Raw genomic sequence first — 18132 nt, 5'->3', positions numbered from 1 at the left:
GGCGGCCTCGGATTCAGGCGCGGCCACGCTCGCGGGCCGCATCCCGCCAACCATCCATGACCCGCACCAGTTCCGCGGCGATTCGCGGCTCGCTCAGCGCATGGCCCGAGGCGGGCACCAGACGCAACTCGGCCCGGTCCCAGCCCTGGGCCAGTTCCCAGGCGCTGGCCGGCGGGCAGACCATGTCATAGCGGCCCTGCACGATCACCGCCGGGATATGCGCGATGCGGTCGCGGTCGCGCAGCAGCTGGCCCTCGTCCAGGAAGCAGCCGTTGACGAAATAATGGTTTTCCAGCCGGGCAAAGGCGCGGGCATAGTCCGGCGGCGCATGGCCGGGGCCGCTGATCTCCAGCCCGGCCAGGGCGTTTTCCCAGACCAGCCAGGGCAGGGCATAGCGGCCTTCCTGGCCGCGGTCGCCGCTGAACAGCCGCTTGTGATAGCCGGCGATCATGTCGCCGCGCTCGGCCTCGGGGATCGGGGCCTGGAATTCCGCCCAGCGGTCGGGAAAGAAGCGCGCGACGCCGCCGCCATAGAACCAGTCGAGCTCGCTCCTCCGGCCCAGGAAGACGCCGCGCAGCGCCAGCGCCAGCACCGCTTCGGGATGGGCCTGGGCATAGGCCAGCGCCAGGGTCGCGCCCCAGCTGCCGCCGAACAGGATGGCGCGGCCGATGCCCAGTTCGCGCCGGATCCGTTCGATGTCGGCGATCAGATGCTGGGTGGTATTGGCCTCGACCGAGGCATGCGGCTCGGACCGGCCGCAGCCGCGCTGGTCGAACAGCACCGCCCGGTAATGCGCCGGATCGAAGAAGCGGCGCATGAACGGGCTGCAACCGCCGCCCGGGCCGCCATGCAGGACGATGACCGGCACGCCCTGCGGATTGCCGCTCTGCTCGACATGCAGGCGGTGGCCGTCGCCGACCTCGACCATGCGGCGGTCGAAGGGCTCGACCATCGGGTGCAACCTGCCATGCGACGGCATGCCGCCGATTTGCCCTGCCAATCTGTCCATGCCCCCACTATATAACGCCTCGCGCGCGCCCGCCACATGAAGGACGGCCAGATGACCGAAAGAGCAGCCCCCAGCAGCATCGACCCCGCCGAAGTGGCCAAGTTCCAGGCCATGGCGCGGGAATGGTGGGATCCGCAGGGCAAGTTCAAGCCGCTGCACATGCTCAACCCGACCCGGCTGGACTATGTCACCCGCCAGATCGCGGCGCAATTCGGCCGCGACCTGGCGGCGCCGCTGCCGTTCCGGGGGCTGACGCTGCTCGACATCGGCTGCGGCGGCGGGCTGATGGCCGAGCCGATGGCGCGGCTGGGCGCCACCGTGACCGGCGCCGACGCGGCGGAAGGCAACATCGCCATCGCCAGCCTGCACGCGCAGGAACAGGATCTGCCCATCGACTACCGCGCCACCACGGCCGAGGCGCTGGCGGCCGAGGGGCGGGCCTATGACGTGGTCATGGCGCTGGAGATCGTCGAACATGTCGCCGAGCCGTCCGAATTCATCGCCACCTGCCGCAATCTGGTGAAGCCCGGCGGCATGCTGATCCAGTCCACGTTGAACCGCACCGCCCGCAGCTTTGCGGCGGCCATCGTCGGCGCGGAATGGGTGATGCGCTGGCTGCCCAAGGGCACGCATGACTGGCGCCGCTTCATCACCCCGGACGAACTGGCGCAGATGACCGAGGCCACCGGCCTGAGCGTCGTCGACCGCTGCGGCATGGTCTTCAACCCGCTGGGCTGGAGCTGGTCGCTGTCACATCGCGACCTCTCGGTCAATTACGCGATGACCGCGCTGCGCGGCGCCTGATCTTCTTTGTTGTGCAAATACCCCCGCGACCGCGCAACCGGCGCGTTCAGCGGGGGCGGGTGACCTGACGTTGCGTCTCTTCCAGCTGCTTGCGCAGCATGCGCAGCACGGGAAGCGCGGCCCGCACCCGGTCGGCGCCCACATCGCGCACCACATCGGCGATTCGCGGCATGAAGGCGGCCAGCGCCGCGTCCCGCGCCGCCCGCCCCGCCGGGCTGATCGCCACGAACTTGCGCCGCGCATCGTCCCAATCCGGGCGGATATGGATATGCCCGGCCCATTCCAGCCGCGACAGCGTGTTGGTCATGGCGCCGCGGGTGACGTGGAACGCCTCGGCCAGTTCGGCCGGCGTGCGCTCGACATTCAGATGCGCCAGCAGGTTCAGCACCGAGAAATGCGAGATCTGCATGCCCTTGGGCAGCGATTTGCCGATCAGGTCACGCGCCAGCTGGTCGGCGATGAACACCTCGGAAAACAGGCTTGCCGCCAGCGAATCGGCCGAGGCCTCGGCGCCGTGCGGGCTGTCGTGGGTCTTGTCGATCATGGGCCGGTGAAGTCTTGGTCATGCGTCAGCGACGGGATGCGGGACCGTGCCCCAGGGACCGCCCCCGGGTCAAGCGTGACGATGGTGACGCCGGGTTCCGTGCCGCCATCGGCCAGCACCTCGCCCCAGGGACCGACGGCCAGCGAATGGCCGTGGCTGCGCCGCGGGCGGCGCTCCGGGTCGAAATGCGCCCTGTGGGTGCCGCATTGCGCCGGGGCCAGCACGAAGCAGCCGGTCTCGATGGCGCGGGCGCGCAACAGCACCTCCCAATGCGCGGCGCCGGTGGTGTCGTTGAAGGCGGCGGGCACGGTCAGAACGTGCGCCCCGGCCTTGGCCAGCGCGCGATAGAGATAGGGAAAGCGCAGGTCGTAGCAGACCGTCATGCCGACCGGCAGCGGCCCTTGCGCCAGCACGGCGCGGTCGCCGGGACGGAAGGCCGCCGATTCGCGATAGGATTCGCGGTCCGAGACCGTCACGTCGAACATGTGCAGCTTGTCATAGCGCGCCCGGATGCCGCCGTCGGGGGCGATCAGAAAGCTACGGTTGGCAAAGCGGTCCTCGCCCGGAACGCCGGTCTTCAGCGACAGCGAGCCGATCAGCAGCCAGATGCCCAGGCCCCGCGCCTCGTCGCGCAGCGTGGCGAGCGTCGGATCCTCGGCCTCGACATGCAGGATGCGGTCCTGCATTTCGCGGCTGGCGCCCAGCAGGTTGGTGGCCTCGGGCGTCAGCACCCATTGCGCGCCGCTGGCTGCCGCGGCGCGGATCAGGTCGCGCGTGACTGGCAGATTGCGCGCCGGATCGTCCGAAACGCACAGCTGCACCAGCCCGGCGTTCAGCGGGCCGGAACCGGAAAAGGCGGCGCCCACCGGGTCCGTCATGCGGCCAGCATGCCGTCCAGCTTGCCCTGGTGCTCCAGCGCATGCAGGTCGTCGCTGCCGCCGACATGCTGGCCGTCGATGAAGATCTGCGGCACGGTGCGGCGCCCGCCGGCGCGCCGGGTCATCGCCGCACGCAGGTCCGGGTCGCGGCTGACGTCGGTTTCCTCATAGCTGACGCCCTTCTTGCGCAGCAGCGCCTTGGCGGTCATGCAATAGGGGCAGGTGGGGGTGGTATAGATCTCGACCTTGGCCATCATGGGGTCCCGTGTTCATGTCTGGACCCTCTATCTAGGTATCCTTGACCGCGCGCGCCAGCACCACGACCGAGACCGGCCCCGATCCGGCCGCGCGCAAGGCCTCGGCCGCCGCCGCCAGCGTCGCGCCCGAGGCCATCACGTCATCGACCAGCAGCACCGCGCGGCCCTGCACCCGCGGCGCCATCCGCGCCGGCACAGCCAGGGCGCCGTCGAGATTGGCGAAACGGTCGCCGGCCGAGCCATGGTCCTGCATCGGCGTATGCCGGATGCGGCGCAGCAGTCGCGGTTCGTGCGGCAGGGCGTGCGCGCGGGCCACGGCGCGCGACAGCATCTCGGCCTGGTTGTATTTTCGCTTCAGGAGCCGGCGCAGATGCAGCGGCACCGGCACCACCAGCATCTCGGGCCGGACCAGCGGCAGGGCGGCGCGCGCCACCCAGTCGCCCAAGGCCGGCGCTAGGTCCAGCCGGTCGCCGTGCTTCAGCATCAGCGCCAGCTTGCGCCCGGTGCCGCGATAGACCAGCGCCGCCCGGCCGCGCAGCCAGGGCCGCTGCACCGCAAGGCAGTCGTCGCAGACCAGAAGCCCCGCCGCCGCGTCCACCTCATCGCTGAGCCCGTCGCCGGGCAGCGGCACGCCGCAGCGCGAGCAGCAGCTGGCCTGGATGAATTCGGCCTCGCGCCAGCACGCGGGGCAAAGCCCGCCCTCTTGCCCGACCGGGGCGCCGCAGCACAGGCATTGCGGCGGATAGACCAGCCGCAATGCGCCTTTCATCAGGCCGCGAAGCCCCCTATGTTGCGCCCCCATGATGTCCGACAGTCCCCATCCCGTTCCCAGCCTGACCGATCGCGCCGCGCTCGACCGAAACCGGACCCGGGCCGAAGCGCTGGGCCTGGTGGATTTCCTGCATCGAATCACCGCCGACGAGATCCAGGATAGGCTCTCCGAGGTTAACAGAAGGTTTACCGCCCCCGCCGTGGTGACCGGCCATGCCGATTTCTGGCGCGCCGTCCTGCCCGAGGCCCGCATCGTCGCCGACACGCCGGTGCTGGACCTGGCGGCCGGCGCGCATGACCTGGTGATCCACGCCATGGCGCTGCATTGGGCCGAGGATCCGGTCGGCCAGATCGCGCAATCCGCCCGCGCGCTGCGTCCCGACGGGCTGTTTGTCGCCGTCTGTCCGGGCGGGCGCAGCCTGCACGAGTTGCGGGACGCCCTGACCCGGGCCGAGGCCGAAGTCGCGGGCGGCCTCTCGCCCCGCGTCCTGCCCATGGCCGAGATCCGCGATCTGGGCGGGCTCTTGCCGCGCGCCGGCCTGGCGCTGCCGGTGGCCGACCAGATCACCCAGACCGTCAGCTACCGCAGCCTGTTCCACCTGGCCCGCGACCTGCGCGCCATGGGCGAGGGCAATGCGCTGGCCGGCCGGCTGCGCCGCCCGACGCGACGCGATGTCCTGTTGCGCGCGGCGCAGATCTATGCCGAAACGCATCCCGACCCGCAGGACGCGACGCGCATCCGGGCGACGTTCGACCTGGTCTTCCTGACCGGCTGGGCGCCCGATGCCAGCCAGCAGCAACCGCTCCGCCCGGGCTCGGCCAAGGTTCCCCTGGCCGAGGCCCTTGCCAGCATGAGAAAGCCCCGATGACCCTGCCCGAGCACGCCCCCGCCAGCCACCCCTCGATCCCGGCCCGCAAGATCGGCGTGCTGGTCGCCAACCTGGGCACGCCGGACGCCACCGACTACTGGTCGATGCGGCGCTATCTGAGCGAGTTCCTGTCCGACAAGCGCGTCATCGACTATCCGGCCTGGAAATGGCAGCCGCTGCTGCAGACCATCATCCTGAGCAAGCGGCCCTTTACCTCGGGCGCGAACTACCGGCTGATCTGGAACAACGAAGCCAATGAATCGCCGCTGATGACCATCACCAAGGCGCAGGTGGCGGCGCTGCGCGAACGGGCCTCGGCGCTATGGGGCGACCGGGTCATGGTGGATTTCTGCATGCGCTACGGCAACCCCTCGACCCCCGACGTGGTCGAGCGCATGGTCAAGGCCGGCTGCGACCGCATCCTGTTCTTTCCGCTTTACCCGCAATATGCCGGGGCGACGACGGCGACGGCGAACGACCAGTTCTTCCGCGCGCTGATGGCGCAGAAATGGCAGCCGGCATCGCGCACCGTGCCGGCCTATTTCGACCGCGCCGACTATATCGACGCGCTGGCCGGCTCGGTCGAGCGGGCCCTGGGCGGCAAGGTGCCGCGAAAGCTGGTCGCCAGCTATCACGGCATGCCGAAGCGCTATCTGATGGAGGGCGACCCCTATCATTGCCAGTGCCAGAAGACCTCGCGGCTGTTGCGCGAGCGGCTGGGCTGGCCCGAGGGCGTAATCGACACCAGCTTCCAGTCGGTCTTTGGCACCGAGGAATGGCTGCGGCCCTATACCGTCGAGCATGTGGCGGAACTGGCCAAGCAGGGCATCACCGAGATCGCGGTGATCTCGCCGGCGTTTTCCGCCGATTGCATCGAGACGCTGGAAGAGATCCAGGGCGAGATCCGCGAGGCCTTCGAGCATGCCGGCGGCAAGGAATTCACCTATATCCCCTGCCTGAACGCCGAGCCGGCGCATATCGACGTGCTGGCGGCGGTGATCGCCGAGAACCTGGGCGGCTGGGTCTGAGGGACCGCTGCTGCCGGGGGCGCTGCCCCCGGGGGCCTGCCGGCCCCTTTCTCGCTGAAAAAGGTCCGCTGGACCTTTTTCCGGGCGCTCGAAAGCCCCCGGGATATTTTCACAAGAAAGAAGCTGTGAAAAAGGCCCCGCGCGGGGCCTTTCGTCAGATCAGCATCACCTGCGTGCCGACCTTGGTCAGGTCGTAGAGCTGCTTGATGTGTTCGTTGTAGAGGCCGATGCAGCCGTTCGAGGACTTGCGGCCGATCTTGCGCGTGTCGTGGGTGCCGTGGATGCGGTAATATTGCCAGGACAGCCACAGCGCATGGGTGCCCATCGGGTTCAGCGGGTCGCCCGGCTTGACGAATTCCGGCCATTCCGGGTTGCGCTTGCGCATCTCGGGCGTCGGCGCCCAGCTGGGACCTTCGACCTTCTTGATGATCTCGGTCCGGCCGGTCCGGGTCAGGTCGGGGCTGACCGGGACCGAGGTCGGGAACAGCTTGTAGACCGACTGGTCCTCGGACCAGAAATGCAGGCAGCGCGAGGGCAGGTCCACGAGGATGGCGCCATTGGTCAGCGTGCTGAAATAGGGCTGCCAGTCCTGCATGCGGAAGCTGGAGATATTGCGGCGCGAATCCTGGTTGGCGTCGTATTGCACCATGCCGGCGTCGGGCGTGGCGCCGCCGCCGCTGCCCTGCAGCACCTGGCCGGTATAGGGGTCGATCTGCTGGGCGATGGCCGGGGCGGCAAGGCCCGCAGCCCCCAGCGCCACCGAGGTGGAAAGGAATGTCCGACGCGAGATCGGATTCTTCGGCGTCATCATCTGTCGCTCCTGATATATGACGGGCCGCTTGACGCGGCCTTCTCTGCCCGAGTTTTGCGAGAAGTCGTTACAAGGCGGGGCTTACGCCCGGGGCGGGTGGCTTGCAATTCAAACAAGCGTCATTGTCGCAACAGAGTCGCAGACTGTGGCGCTCACGCAATCTTGGGTTTGAAGCGGGGCCCGGGCTTTTGTATGGCTGGCGCAAAATATCTGGGACAGGACATCATGCTGAAATTCACGACCTTGGCGCTGGTTTCGGTGCTGGCGCTGACCGCTTGCCAGCGGGCGCCGCAGCAGCAGCTGGGCCCCGACGGGCAGCCGCTGCCGGTGGCCTACAAGATCACCCCGAAGGAAGAGGCGCAGATCCCGGCCCGGCTGGTCGGGCAGATCAACGCGCTGCGCGCCAATTCCGGCGCCGCCGGGGTGGTGCAGAACCCGATGCTGGACGCCGCGGCCAAGGTGCATGCCCGCGACATGGCGGCGCAGAACCGGGCCTGGCATTTCGGCTCGGACGGTTCGTCGCCGCTGGACCGGGTGCGGCGCCAGGGCTATTCGGGGCACCTGGTCGGCGAGAACATCTCGGAGACCTACGAGAACGAAATCACCACCCTGAACGCCTGGATGCAGAGCCGCGACACCCGCGACGTCATCATGGATCCGAAGGCCGGCGAGTTCGGCATCGGCTGGTACCAGGAGCCCTCGGGCAAGATCTGGTGGGTGCTGATCACCGGCGGCGCGGGCGGCGGCATGGCGATGCCGATGGCGGGCGGCTATGCGCCGGCGCCGGTGGGCGTCAGCACGCTCTGACTGCCGTGACGTGATTCGGGCGCGCGGTGCCGGGGACCGGCCGCGCGCCTTTTTCATGTCCGCAACAGGGGCGTGCGCCGCCCGTCAAACGCGGGCCGCATGCCCTTGATTTCGCCGGGAAACCGGGTGTGACAGCCGTACACCGCGCGTACACCGGCCGTGCAGCGCGCGTGCAGCCGGCTGCGGGTCGTGCCAGGATGGCCGGGGGAGGGGCGCGACATGGAGGAATTCAACGGCGGCTGCCTGTGCGGCGCCTTGCGGGTGGTGGCGCGGGGCCGGCCGGACCGGGTCGCCATCTGTCATTGCCTGGATTGCCGCAAGCATCACGGCGCGCTGTTCTATGCCGCCGCGATCTTTCCGCGCGCGGCGGTGACGGTCACGGGCGAGGCGCGCGACTGGCGCGGGCGCTGCTTCTGCCCGACCTGCGGCTCGTCGGTCTTTGCCCGCAGCGGCGAGGAGATCGAGGTCCACCTGGGCGCGCTGGATGCGCCGGCCCTGCTGGTGCCGGAGTATGAAGCCTGGACCATCCGCCGCGAAAGCTGGCTGCCGGCGTTCCCGGTCAGGCGCTGCTATGCGCGGGATCGGGAGGACGGCCATGCGGCGCAGGGATGATGGAATCATTGCGAAGGAGGGTGCGTTCGCGACACTGCGCAGCGCAGGCTTCGCCTTGCCGCGGAATCGCATGGACAGCAGCGCCGCGGCTGCGCCCGCCTTGATCCGGCCCAAGGCTGCTTGCCACCCTTGACGCGATCATCGAATGGCCGGAGGCCCGTCTGCACGGGGACGCGCGCCCGATGAAAAAAGGCCCCGCGCGGGCGGGGCCGTGTCGGTCGCGGGACCGTCAGGGATAGACGAAGATCGGCACGCCGGGTTGCAGCATGGCAAAGATCTCTTCGATCTCTTCATCCGTCACCGCGATGCAGCCGGCGGTCCAGTCGCGGCGCTGCTTCACCAGCGCCCGCCCCTCGGGGCCGAGGCCGTGGATCATGATGTCGCCGCCGGGGCGCAGGCCCAGCATCGCCGCATGCGCCACGTCCTGCGCCGAAGGGTAAGAGATGCCCAGCGACAGGTGATAGCGGCTGGCCGGGTTCTTGCGGTCGATGAAATAGACGCCCTCGGGGGTCCTGCCATCGCCCTCGAACACCTTGGCGCCGACGGGTTGGCTGCCCAGGCCTACGTCGTAGCTTTTCAGCACCGTCCGGCCCGAGATCAGGTAAAGCTTGCGCTCGCCCTTCTTGACCACGACCTGGGTGACGGGCGGGCCGGAATAGGACTTGAACTTGCTGGGTGCGGGCTGGCTGCTGTCGCCGCCGCAGCTTGCCAGAAGCGCGATGGATACCACCGCGATCAAGGCGCGTATTGCCTGAATCATCACTGCCCTCTGCGCGCGTTATGCGCCTCGTTTTGCTATGAAATACCACAGAGGTTAAAACTTCGCTAGCGTCGGCGGTATTCCGCCACGGTCTCGACATGCGGCGACCAGCGGAACTGGTCGATGACGAAAAGCCGGGAGATCACCCAGCCGCCCTGGGCGAGAATCCGCGCATCCCTTGCGAAAGTCACCGGATCGCAGCTGACCCAAGCCAGTTTTGCCGCGCCGATCCGGGCGATTTCACGGGCTTGCGCCTCGGCGCCTGCACGCGGCGGGTCGATCACGATTGCGTCATAGCCCAGCTCGTCGGGCAGCAGCGGGCGGCGGGACAGGTCGCGCACCGCGGTCGTGATTCGACGCAGGCCGGGGGCGCGGCGGGCGGCGTCCTGCAACGCGGCGAGCGGCGCGGCGAGGCCCTCGACGGCATGGACCTCGGCGGTCTCAGCCAGCGGCAGGGTGAAGGTGCCGCAGCCGGCGAAGAGGTCGAGCAGGCAGCCGGCGCCGCGGGTGATGTCGCGCACGGCCGAGAGCAGCGCGGCCTCGCCCTCGGTCGTGGCTTGCAGGAAGCCGCCGGGCGGCGGGACCACCTGGGCGCGGCCCATGGCCAGGGCCGGCGGGCGGCGGGTGATCGGCTGGTCGTTCCAGGTCAGCCGCGCCAGGTCGCCGCGCTCGGCCAGCGCGGCGAGGGCCGAGAACAGCGCCGGCGCCATCGGCTTGCCGCCGGTGACGGCGATGTCGAGCCCGGCGGAGGTCTCGGTCACGGTCAGCGCCAACTCGCCCGCGCGCGAGGCGCCGGTTACGGTCAGCTCGCGCAGGAGCGGCAGGGCCGAAAGGATCGCCGGGCGCAGGACGTGGCATTCGGCCAGGTCCACGATCACGTCCGAGGCGCGGGCGTGGAAGCCGACCAGCGCGCCCTTTTTCGTGCGCCGGCCCGAGAGCACGGCGCGGCGGCGCGAACGGGGCGGCGAGACATGCACGCCGGCGATGGCGGCGGTCAGCCCCTGGGCGCGCAGGGCCTCGGTCACCACGCCGACCTTCCAGGCCTTCACGAAATCATCTGAGCCGTGCATCAGCGCGCAGCCGCCGCAGGCGCGATAATGCGGGCAGGGCGGCCGCACCCGGTCGGGCGAGGGCGTCAGGATGCGCGGGCCGGCGATGCGGCCGTCCTGGGCCTCGCCCTCGACGGTTTCGCCGGGCAGGGTCAGGGCGGCGAGCGCCCGGGCCTCGCCCGAGATGGCGACGCCGTCGCCCTTGCGGCCCAGCCGCGCGATGTCCCAGATCACTCGGCGGCCTCCGCCGGATCGTCTTCGGTGCCAAGGAAGCCGCCGGACTGGCGGTTCCAGTAGCGGGCATAGGTGCCGCCGCGCGCCAGCAGCTCGGCATGGCTGCCCTGTTCGACGATGCGCCCGGCCTCCAGCACCACGATGCGGTCGAGCTCGGCGATGGTCGAGAGGCGGTGGGCGATGGCGAGCACGGTCTTGCCCTGCATGGCGCGCGAGAGCGCCTCCTGCACCTGGGCCTCGACCTCGCTGTCGAGTGCGCTGGTCGCCTCGTCCAGCACCAGGATCGGGGCGTTCTTCAACAGCGCGCGGGCGAGCGCGATGCGCTGGCGCTGGCCGCCCGAGAGTTTCACCCCGCGTTCGCCCAGATGCGCCTCATAGCCCTTGCGGCCCATGTGATCCTGCAGCGACAGGATGAAGTCGTGGGCCTCGGCGGCCTGGGCGGCGGCGATGATCTCGTCCTCGGTGGCGTCGGGGCGGCCATAGAGGATGTTGTCGCGGGCCGAGCGGTTGAACATCGCGGTTTCCTGCGTGACCATGGCGATGTTGCGGCGCAGGCTTTCCTGGGTCACGTCGCGCAGGTCGTGGCCATCGACGCGGACGGCGCCCTCTTCGACGTCGTAGAGCCGCAAGAGCAGCGAGACCATGGTGGACTTGCCCGCGCCCGAGGCGCCGACCACGCCCAGCTTCTCGCCCGGGGCGATGTGCAGGTCGAGGTCGCGGATGCCGCCGCTGCCCGTGTTGCGGCCATAGGCGAAGCTGACGTGGTCGTAGTCGATGCGGCCCGCCACCCGGCCAAGCGCCACGGCGCCGGGCTTGTCGGTCAGGGCATGGGGCGGCGACAGGGTCTTCATGCCGTCCTCGACCTCGCCGATGGACCCCCAGACGCCCATCAGCGCCATGCTGACCCAGCCGGTCATCTGCGCCAGCCGCATCGAGATGGCGCCGGCGGCGGCGATGTCGCCGGCCGTCGCCAGCCCGTCGCGCCACAAAAGCAGCGTGCCGCCGATCAGCACCACCGGCAGGGCGCCGGCGACGAACATCAGCGAGAAGCGGAACCAGGTCGAGACCCGGCCGAAGTCCAGCGCGCGCTCGCGGAAGCCGGCCATGGCGCCCAAGGCGACGTTTTCTTCATGCTCGGCATGGGCGAAGAGCTTGACCGTCTTGATGTTGGTGATGGTGTCGACGACCTGCCCGGTGACCAGCGCGCGGGCCGAGGCGCGGCTGGCCGAGCGGCTGCGGATGCGCGGCAGGAAGAAGCGGATCAGCGCGACGTAGCTCGCGAGCCAGACCAGCATCGCCAGCGCGCCCCAGCCATCCACCGAGACCAGGAACGCCGCCGAGCCCAGGATCGAGGCCAGCGCGAAGGCCACCACGTTGACGAATTCCGAGGCCACGTCGGTCACGGCCCGCGCGGTCTGGGTCTGCTTCTGCGCGATACGGCCGGCGAAGTCGTTGTCGAAGAAGGTCACCGAATGGCCCATGGTCCAGCGATGCAGCCGCGACAGCACCAGCGGAAACAGATTCGGGCCGATGATGACGGACGAGCTGGCCGTCGAAAGCCCGAAGATCGCCGGCCGCACCACCAGGAAGAAGATCACGAAGCCCGCGATCAGCGCGCCCTTGTCCGAGAGCAGGCTGTCGGGCGTCGTCGTGGTCACCGCATCGATCACCCAGCCCAGCATCACCGCCGAGATGATGTCGGCGATGCCGCTGAGCGCCGAGGTCACGGCGGCGATCAACAGCCCCGGCCAGGCGCCCGACAGGCACCAGCGGAAGAAGGCCAGCAGCGTGCGCGGCGGCGGGCCGTCGGCCGGGCGGAAGGCGTCGATCAGGCGGGCGAAGAGATTGTGCATCAGCGGTCCTGTTCCAGGGCGATGCGGCGCAGCGCGTCGCGACCCAGGGCGAAGTCGTGGTCGATCCAGGCCGTCTCGGCCCGTTTCAGGGCGGCACCCAGCGCCGGGCCCGACAGATCGGGCATCAGGTCGCGGGCAGCCAGCGGGAATTGCGCCTGGTCGCCCTTCGCGACGGCGTGGCACCAGCCGAAGGGCGGCGGCTCGCCGCGGGCGGCGCGGATCAGCACCGATTGCGCGGCGGCGCGGCGGCCGAGGCGATAGGCGGCCTCGGGGGCGGGCAGCGCCAGCGCCTGGGCGATGCGGTGCTGTTCGCGCGCCTCGTCGCGCGACAGGCGCAGGGCGGCGCCGGGGTCGTCTGCCGCCAGCAGCGCCAGCCGGCGCGGCCAGCAGGGCAGGGCGCCGCTGCCGAAGTCATGCTCGGCCGCGATGAGTTCGGCCATGTCGCCGGCATCGGCGCCGGGCAGGACCAGGGGCAGCACGCCCGCCTCGGCCATCAGCGCCAGCGCCCGCGACGGGTCGGGCGCGTCCAGCAGCTTGCGCATCTCGTGCCCGATGCGTTCGCGGGAAATCTCGCGCAAGCCGTCGCGCAGCGCGGCGCAGGCGGCGAGCGCGTGCAGGTCGGCCTCGCGGCCATAGCGGGCGAGGAAGCGATAGAAGCGCAGGATGCGCAGGTAATCCTCGCGGATGCGGGTCTCGGCGTCGCCGACGAAGCGCAGCCGGCGCCGGGCCAAGTCGGGCAGGCCGCCGACCGGGTCCAGCACCGCGCCCTCGGCGGTGGCATAAAGCGCGTTCATGGTGAAGTCGCGGCGCTGCGCGTCTTCCTCGATCCGGTCGGAAAAGGCGACAACGGCGCGGCGGCCGAAGGTTTCGACGTCGCGGCGGAAGGTGGTGACCTCATAGCCGCGGCCCTGGGCGACGATGGTGACGGTGCCGTGTTCGATGCCGGTAGGAACGGCGCGCAGCCCGGCCGCCTCGGCCAGCCGGATCACCTGCTCGGGCCGGGCCGAGGTGGCGAGATCGATGTCGGCGACCGGCTCGCCCAAGAGCGCGTTCCTGACGGCGCCGCCGACCACCAGCGCCTGCGCCCCCCCGGCCGAGAGCGCGGCCATGACGGCGTGCAGCGCCGGGTCGTCGAGGAAGGGCGCGGTGATGCGGGTCATGGGGCGAGCCTTCGGGCCAGGGAGTGCAGCACGCGGGCGGTGGCGCCCCAGATGTAATAGGGCCCCCAGGGGGCGACGTAATAGTCGCGCCGCGCGCCGCGCCAGATCCGGCCCTCGACATGGTAATGCGCCGGATTCGCGACATGGGCGAAGGGCACGGTGAAGACCTCATCGACCTCGCCCAGCTCGGGGATCGGGGTGAAGGGGCCATGCACCAGCGCCAGCACCGGGGTCATGGCATAGTTGGTGATGGTGCGATGCGGCGGCATGGTGCCCAGCACCTCGACCTGCGCGGGGTCGAGGCCCACCTCCTCATGCGCCTCGCGCAGGGCGGCGGCGGTCTCGTCGGCGTCGGTCGGATCGACCTTGCCGCCGGGCAGGGCGATCTGGCCGGGGTGGTGGCGCAGGCCCGAGGCGCGCTTGGTCAGGATCAGCCGGCCGGTTTCGGCGTCGAAGGCGGCGAGCACGCCGGCCGGCCGCAGCGGCGCCTCGCCCTGCGGCGCGGCGCCGAAGTCATAGTCGGACGAAGGCCCCGTCGTTCCCGACAGGGCCCGCATCAGCTGCTGGCGAATCAGGCTCAATGCGGCGCCCGGTTTTCTGAGGCCCGGTTTTCTGGGGCCCGGCTTTCGCGGGCGCGGCTTTTCGGCGGCAGCGGCTGGCCCTCGGCATCGACCGTCGCCTCGAAGCCCAGGCTTTTCGGGTCGAATTCGTAATGCGCACCGCAGAACTGGCAATCGGCGGTGACGATGCCGTCCTCGTTCGTCATGTGGCCGATGTCCTTTTGCGAATAGATCGACAGCGTGCCGCGCACCCGCTCGGCCGTGCAGGAGCAGCCGAAGACCAGGCGCTGCGGCGCGAACGAGGTCGGCTCCTCTTCGTGGAACAGCCGGAAGACCAGGTTCGGCAGCGGCAGCGTGGCGTCGACCAGCTCGATCGCCTCGACCGTGGCCATCAGCATGGTCGAGCGGGTCCAGTCCTCGGATTGCGCGCCTTGCAGGATGTCGGCGGACTCCAGCGCCTCGCCCTGGGGTGCGGCGTGGCTGGCGGCGGGCAGGGTTTGCAGCATGACGCCGCCGGCGCGCCAGTGCTCGCCCGCGGTGCCGGGCAGGCGGGCGCGGCCCACGGTCAGCTCGAACCGGGTCGGCAGCTGCTCGGATTGTTCGAAATAGGTCTGGGCGCAGGCGGCGAGCGAGCCGCCCGAGAGCGGCGTCAGGCCCTGATAGGGCGTCGTGCCCTCGCCCTGGTCGATGAGCACGGCGAAATAGCCCTGGCCGAGCTGGTCGAAGCCCGGGGCCTCGGGGTTCAGCCGCTCGGCGTCGAAACTGGCCCAGGCGCGCATGCGGGCGGGGGCGCCTTCGGATTCCGGGGCGTAATAGTCGGTGGCGAGCGTGCGGATGGCGCCGTTGCCGCGCACCTGCAGCGAGAGTTTCCAGCGCAGCTTGATGGTCTGGCCGATCAGCGCGGTCAGCGTGGTCAGCTCGGCCAGCATGGCGCTGACCGCGACCGGATAGTCGTGGCGCGACAGGATATGTTCCAGCGTGGCGCCGAGCCGCGCCACGCGGCCGCGCATGCCGGAGCGTTCGAGTTGGAAGGGCAGCACGCTGTCGTCCCAGGAGATTTCCTTCGTTTCGGTCATCCTATGTCCTTCGGAATGCGGATGCGCGGGGCCCGGGGAGGCGGCGCGCTTTGGCCTTCAATATAGGCCATGCGCGCGAAAGCCCAAGGGGGGCGCTGCCCCCGCCGCGCGTGCCGCGCGGCCCCCCCGGGATATTTGGACAAGAAAGAAAGCCGGCATTTCGCGCGTGTTGACGGCTGGCGGGTTGTGGCGGTAACCGGGGCTGGACCTGTGCAGGAGCCCGCCATGACATTCGACCGCAAGATCAAGATCGCGCCCTCCATCCTGTCGGCGGATTTCGCCGATTTCGGCCGCGAGATCCGCGCCATCGAGGCGGAAGGCGCCGACTGGGTGCATGTCGATGTCATGGACGGGCATTTCGTGCCGAACCTGACCTTCGGCCCGCCGGCGGTGAAGGCGTTCCGGCCGCATGTGACCAGCTTCATGGACGTGCACCTGATGATCGCGCCGGTCGATCCCTATATCGAGGCCTATGCCGAGGCCGGCGCCGACATGATCACCGCCCACATCGAGGCCGGGGCGCATCCGCATCGCACCTTGCAGGCGATCCGGGCCACCGGCAAGAAGGCCGGGATCGCGCTGAACCCCGGCACGCCGGCCGAGGCGGTCGAGTATCTCTTGGACCTGTGCGACATGGTGCTGGTGATGACGGTGAACCCCGGCTTCGGCGGGCAGAAGTTCATCCATTCGCAGACGGCCAAGATCGCGCGGCTGCGCGCCATGATCGGCGACCGGCCCATCCATATCCAGGTCGATGGCGGCGTCGATCCGGTCACCGCGCCGCTGGTCGCGGCGGCGGGGGCGGATGTGCTGGTCGCGGGCTCGGCCGTATTCAAGGGCGGCTCGGTCGCGGATCCTGCGCCCTATGGCGCCAATATCCGCGCCATCCGCGAGGCGGCCGAGGCTGCCCGGCGTTGATCTGGCGCGGCGCCTCGGCCTTGGCGGGCGCCGCGCTGGGGCTGGCCGCGCCGCTGTCGGGCGCGGATTGGCGCGAGCGGCTGGGTTTCAGCGGCCCGCAGGTGGCGCCCGGCGGCATCTGGCTGCATGCGGCAAGCGTCGGTGAGCTGACCTCGGCCCGCGTGCTGGCCGAGGCGCTGGCGCGCGAGTTTCCCCTGGTGGTGACGACAAACAGCCTGACCGGGCGCGACCTGGCGCGGCGGCTGGGTTATCCCTGCGCGCTGGCGCCCTTGGACGTGCCGCAGGCGGTGGCGCGCTTCCTGGACCGGGTGCGGCCAAGCGTCATGGTGACGGTCGAGAACGAGCTTTGGCCGAACCGCTCCGCCATGGCTGCCGCGCGGGGCGTGGCGCAGGTCGTGGTGGGGGCGCGGATCTCCGAGCGTTCGGCGGCGGCTTGGGCGCGCCTTCCGGGGCTGATCGGGCCGATCTTGCGCCGGATCGACGCGCTTTCGGCGCAGGACGGCGCCAGCGAGGCGCGGCTGCTGGCGCTGGGGCTGCGGCCGGAGGCGCTGGCCGGGCGGCTGAGCCTGAAGCTCTTGGCGCCGGCGCAGACCCGGCCGGGGCCGGAGGCGGCGGATCGCGGGCTGGTGGTGCTGGCGGCCTCGACCCATGAGGGCGAGGAGGCGCTGGTGCTGGACGCCTGGACCGCCGCGCGCGCAGCCGTGCCGGGGCTGCGGCTGATCCTGGCGCCGCGCCACCCCGCGCGGGGCGATGCCGTGGCCGCGCTGATCGCGGCGCGGGGCTTCGGTTTTGCCCGGCGCAGCGCGGGCGGAACGGCGGCGGCGGCGCTGCTCTTGGCCGATACATTGGGCGAGATGGCGGGCTGGTATGCGGCGGCCGGGATCTGCATCACCGGCGGCTCTTTCGTCGATCACGGCGGCCATACGCCCTGGGAGCCGGCGGCCTGGCGCTGCGCCATCCTGCATGGCCCGCATGTGGCGAACCAGGCCGAGGCCTATGCGGCGCTGGACGGTACGGGCGCGGCGCTGGGCTGCGATGCGGCCGCCCTGCCCGGCGTGCTGGCGGGCCTTGCCGGCGACGCGGGCCGGCAACGCGGCATGGGCGAGGCGGCGCGGGCGCTTCTGCTGGCGCGGGCGGGCGATCCGGCGCCGCTGCTGGCGCGGATCCGGCATCTTGCGCAAGGGCGCCGGCATCCTGATATGTGACAGGGAAAGGACAAGCGATGATCCGATATGCCCTGCGCTGCGACCAAGGCCATGACTTCGACGGCTGGTTCCGCAACTCCGACGCCTTCGACAGCCTGCTGAAGGCGGGCCAGGTCGCCTGCACGCAATGCGGATCGGCGGCGGTCGAGAAGGCGGTGATGGCGCCGCGCGTCGCCAAGGGCGATGACCCGGCCCCGCTGAGCGCGCCCCGCGACCCGCGCGAGGCGGCGCTGGAGGCGATGCGCCGCCATGTCGAGGCGCATTCCGATTACGTCGGCATGTCCTTTGCCGCCGAGGCCCGCGCCATCCACGAGGGCCAGGCGCCCGAGCGCGCCATCCATGGCGAGGCGAAGCTCGAGGACGCGAAGAAGCTCATCGAGGACGGCATTCCGGTGGCGCCGCTGCCCTTCCGTGCGCGCCAGCGGGTGAACTGAGCCTCGGAGCGAGTCGAGTCAGGGCGTGCCGAGATAGTCGCGCAGCGCCACGGCATTGTTGTGGTCGCGGTCATGGGCGGCATAAAGCAGCACCACCGGGCCCTCATCGATGATCCGGCGCAGCGCCTCGACCGGGGCGGGGTTGGCGTCGAGTTCGGCCGCGTAGCGCCGGCGGAACTCGGGCCATTTCTGCGGATCGTGGCCGAACCAGTGCCGCAGCGCATCCGAGGGCGCGATCTCGCGCAGCCACAGCGCCTCGCCCAGCTTCTGGTGGCTGAGGCCGCGCGGCCAGAGCCGGTCGACGAGGATGCGGCGCCCCTCGTCCGGGGCGGGCGGATCATAGGCGCGGCGCAGCGAAATCCTTGCCATGGCAGGTCCTTTCAGCAGGGCAATCCCGAGCCGGCGGTTCTGGTTCCCGGCGCGTTGACAGGCTTCGGGAATAGGGCCAAGACTGGCCGCGCCAACAACGGGAGGGATGCATGAAGAAGGTCTA

Annotated in this window: 21 protein-coding genes; 8 read left to right on the top strand and 13 right to left on the bottom strand. The window is 70.4% G+C overall.

Going from position 1 to position 18132, the window contains the following annotated elements; genetic code table 11:
* Positions 1-13: 13 nt before the first annotated feature.
* Positions 14-1009, bottom strand: coding sequence for a prolyl aminopeptidase (gene pip / locus E3D03_RS14105; RefSeq protein WP_411969826.1), 996 nt, complete (start codon positions 1007-1009; stop codon positions 14-16).
* A gap of 51 nt (positions 1010-1060) precedes the next feature.
* On the opposite strand from pip, the gene ubiG reads away from it, so the two are divergent.
* On the top strand, positions 1061-1813 hold the full coding sequence (gene ubiG / locus E3D03_RS14100) for a bifunctional 2-polyprenyl-6-hydroxyphenol methylase/3-demethylubiquinol 3-O-methyltransferase UbiG (RefSeq protein ID WP_263567464.1): 753 nt from the start codon (positions 1061-1063) through the stop codon (positions 1811-1813).
* Between the two features lie 46 nt (positions 1814-1859).
* Here ubiG and E3D03_RS14095 read toward each other — a convergent pair whose 3' ends face one another.
* The 4 genes from E3D03_RS14095 to E3D03_RS14080 are packed head-to-tail and all read right to left on the bottom strand — an operon-like array spanning position 1860 to position 4261.
* Complete coding sequence (locus E3D03_RS14095; RefSeq protein ID WP_062561484.1) at positions 1860-2357, bottom strand: MarR family winged helix-turn-helix transcriptional regulator; 498 nt, start codon at positions 2355-2357, stop codon at positions 1860-1862.
* Positions 2354-3235: a carbon-nitrogen hydrolase family protein gene (locus E3D03_RS14090; protein ID WP_263567463.1), complete on the bottom strand. Its 882-nt coding sequence runs from the start codon at positions 3233-3235 to the stop codon at positions 2354-2356. Before E3D03_RS14090 ends, E3D03_RS14095 begins: the two co-directional genes overlap by 4 nt.
* Entirely contained in the window at positions 3232-3489 is a 258-nt protein-coding gene (gene grxC / locus E3D03_RS14085; RefSeq protein WP_062562271.1) for a glutaredoxin 3, read from the bottom strand. The genes E3D03_RS14090 and grxC overlap by 4 nt, the downstream gene beginning before the upstream one ends.
* 34 nt (positions 3490-3523) lie before the next feature.
* Positions 3524-4261 (bottom strand): double zinc ribbon domain-containing protein, encoded by a 738-nt coding sequence (locus E3D03_RS14080; RefSeq protein ID WP_263567462.1) that lies wholly within the window; start codon positions 4259-4261, stop codon positions 3524-3526.
* 31 nt (positions 4262-4292) lie between these two features.
* On the opposite strand from E3D03_RS14080, the gene E3D03_RS14075 reads away from it, so the two are divergent.
* Together E3D03_RS14075 and hemH are read left to right on the top strand one after the other, a co-directional pair.
* Entirely contained in the window at positions 4293-5132 is an 840-nt protein-coding gene (locus E3D03_RS14075) for a methyltransferase domain-containing protein (RefSeq protein ID WP_263567461.1), read from the top strand.
* Positions 5129-6160, top strand: a complete 1032-nt coding sequence (gene hemH / locus E3D03_RS14070; protein WP_263567460.1) for a ferrochelatase — start codon at positions 5129-5131, stop codon at positions 6158-6160. The genes E3D03_RS14075 and hemH overlap by 4 nt, the downstream gene beginning before the upstream one ends.
* Before the next feature lie 154 nt (positions 6161-6314).
* Here hemH and E3D03_RS14065 read toward each other — a convergent pair whose 3' ends face one another.
* Positions 6315-6971, bottom strand: a complete 657-nt coding sequence (locus E3D03_RS14065) for a L,D-transpeptidase (protein ID WP_017999224.1) — start codon at positions 6969-6971, stop codon at positions 6315-6317.
* Between the two features lie 225 nt (positions 6972-7196).
* Between E3D03_RS14065 and E3D03_RS14060 the strand changes: the two genes are divergently transcribed.
* On the top strand, positions 7197-7778 hold the full coding sequence (locus tag E3D03_RS14060) for a CAP domain-containing protein (protein ID WP_263567459.1): 582 nt from the start codon (positions 7197-7199) through the stop codon (positions 7776-7778).
* Positions 7779-7997: 219 nt separating this feature from the next.
* Entirely contained in the window at positions 7998-8390 is a 393-nt protein-coding gene (locus tag E3D03_RS14055; protein ID WP_263567458.1) for a GFA family protein, read from the top strand.
* 229 nt (positions 8391-8619) lie between these two features.
* On the opposite strand, the gene E3D03_RS14050 is transcribed toward E3D03_RS14055, so the two are convergent.
* The 6 genes from E3D03_RS14050 to E3D03_RS14025 form a co-directional block, all read right to left on the bottom strand.
* Positions 8620-9150: a murein L,D-transpeptidase family protein gene (locus E3D03_RS14050; RefSeq protein ID WP_263567457.1), complete on the bottom strand. Its 531-nt coding sequence runs from the start codon at positions 9148-9150 to the stop codon at positions 8620-8622.
* Between the two features lie 65 nt (positions 9151-9215).
* Positions 9216-10433, bottom strand: a complete 1218-nt coding sequence (locus E3D03_RS14045; protein ID WP_263567456.1) for a class I SAM-dependent RNA methyltransferase — start codon at positions 10431-10433, stop codon at positions 9216-9218.
* Positions 10430-12286, bottom strand: coding sequence for an ABC transporter ATP-binding protein (locus E3D03_RS14040; protein ID WP_263567455.1), 1857 nt, complete (start codon positions 12284-12286; stop codon positions 10430-10432). Before E3D03_RS14040 ends, E3D03_RS14045 begins: the two co-directional genes overlap by 4 nt.
* Entirely contained in the window at positions 12286-13446 is a 1161-nt protein-coding gene (locus E3D03_RS14035) for a CCA tRNA nucleotidyltransferase (protein WP_263567454.1), read from the bottom strand. The genes E3D03_RS14040 and E3D03_RS14035 overlap by 1 nt, the downstream gene beginning before the upstream one ends.
* The gene (locus E3D03_RS14030) at positions 13443-14027 is read right to left on the bottom strand and encodes an NUDIX hydrolase (protein WP_263567453.1); all 585 of its coding nucleotides are present in this window, start codon (positions 14025-14027) and stop codon (positions 13443-13445) included. The genes E3D03_RS14035 and E3D03_RS14030 overlap by 4 nt, the downstream gene beginning before the upstream one ends.
* A complete protein-coding gene (locus E3D03_RS14025; protein ID WP_263567452.1) occupies positions 14024-15082 on the bottom strand; it encodes an Hsp33 family molecular chaperone HslO in 1059 nt (352 codons plus the stop codon). Before E3D03_RS14025 ends, E3D03_RS14030 begins: the two co-directional genes overlap by 4 nt.
* 225 nt (positions 15083-15307) lie before the next feature.
* On the opposite strand from E3D03_RS14025, the gene rpe reads away from it, so the two are divergent.
* Genes rpe through E3D03_RS14010 form a run of 3 tightly spaced genes read left to right on the top strand, consistent with a single transcriptional unit; the run spans position 15308 to position 17639 of the window.
* Positions 15308-16000, top strand: coding sequence for a ribulose-phosphate 3-epimerase (rpe, locus tag E3D03_RS14020; protein ID WP_263567451.1), 693 nt, complete (start codon positions 15308-15310; stop codon positions 15998-16000).
* On the top strand, positions 15997-17205 hold the full coding sequence (locus tag E3D03_RS14015) for a 3-deoxy-D-manno-octulosonic acid transferase (RefSeq protein WP_263567450.1): 1209 nt from the start codon (positions 15997-15999) through the stop codon (positions 17203-17205). The genes rpe and E3D03_RS14015 overlap by 4 nt, the downstream gene beginning before the upstream one ends.
* 17 nt (positions 17206-17222) lie before the next feature.
* Complete coding sequence (locus E3D03_RS14010; protein ID WP_263567449.1) at positions 17223-17639, top strand: DUF1178 family protein; 417 nt, start codon at positions 17223-17225, stop codon at positions 17637-17639.
* A gap of 18 nt (positions 17640-17657) precedes the next feature.
* On the opposite strand, the gene E3D03_RS14005 is transcribed toward E3D03_RS14010, so the two are convergent.
* The gene (locus E3D03_RS14005; protein WP_263567448.1) at positions 17658-18008 is read right to left on the bottom strand and encodes a DUF488 domain-containing protein; all 351 of its coding nucleotides are present in this window, start codon (positions 18006-18008) and stop codon (positions 17658-17660) included.
* Positions 18009-18132: the final 124 nt, after the last annotated feature.

Source organism: Paracoccus sp. DMF (assembly GCF_004407025.1).
Lineage (GTDB): Bacteria > Pseudomonadota > Alphaproteobacteria > Rhodobacterales > Rhodobacteraceae > Paracoccus > Paracoccus aminovorans_B.
The sequence above is the reverse complement of the archived record's forward strand: the minus strand, read 5'-3'. Positions and strand labels throughout refer to the sequence as shown.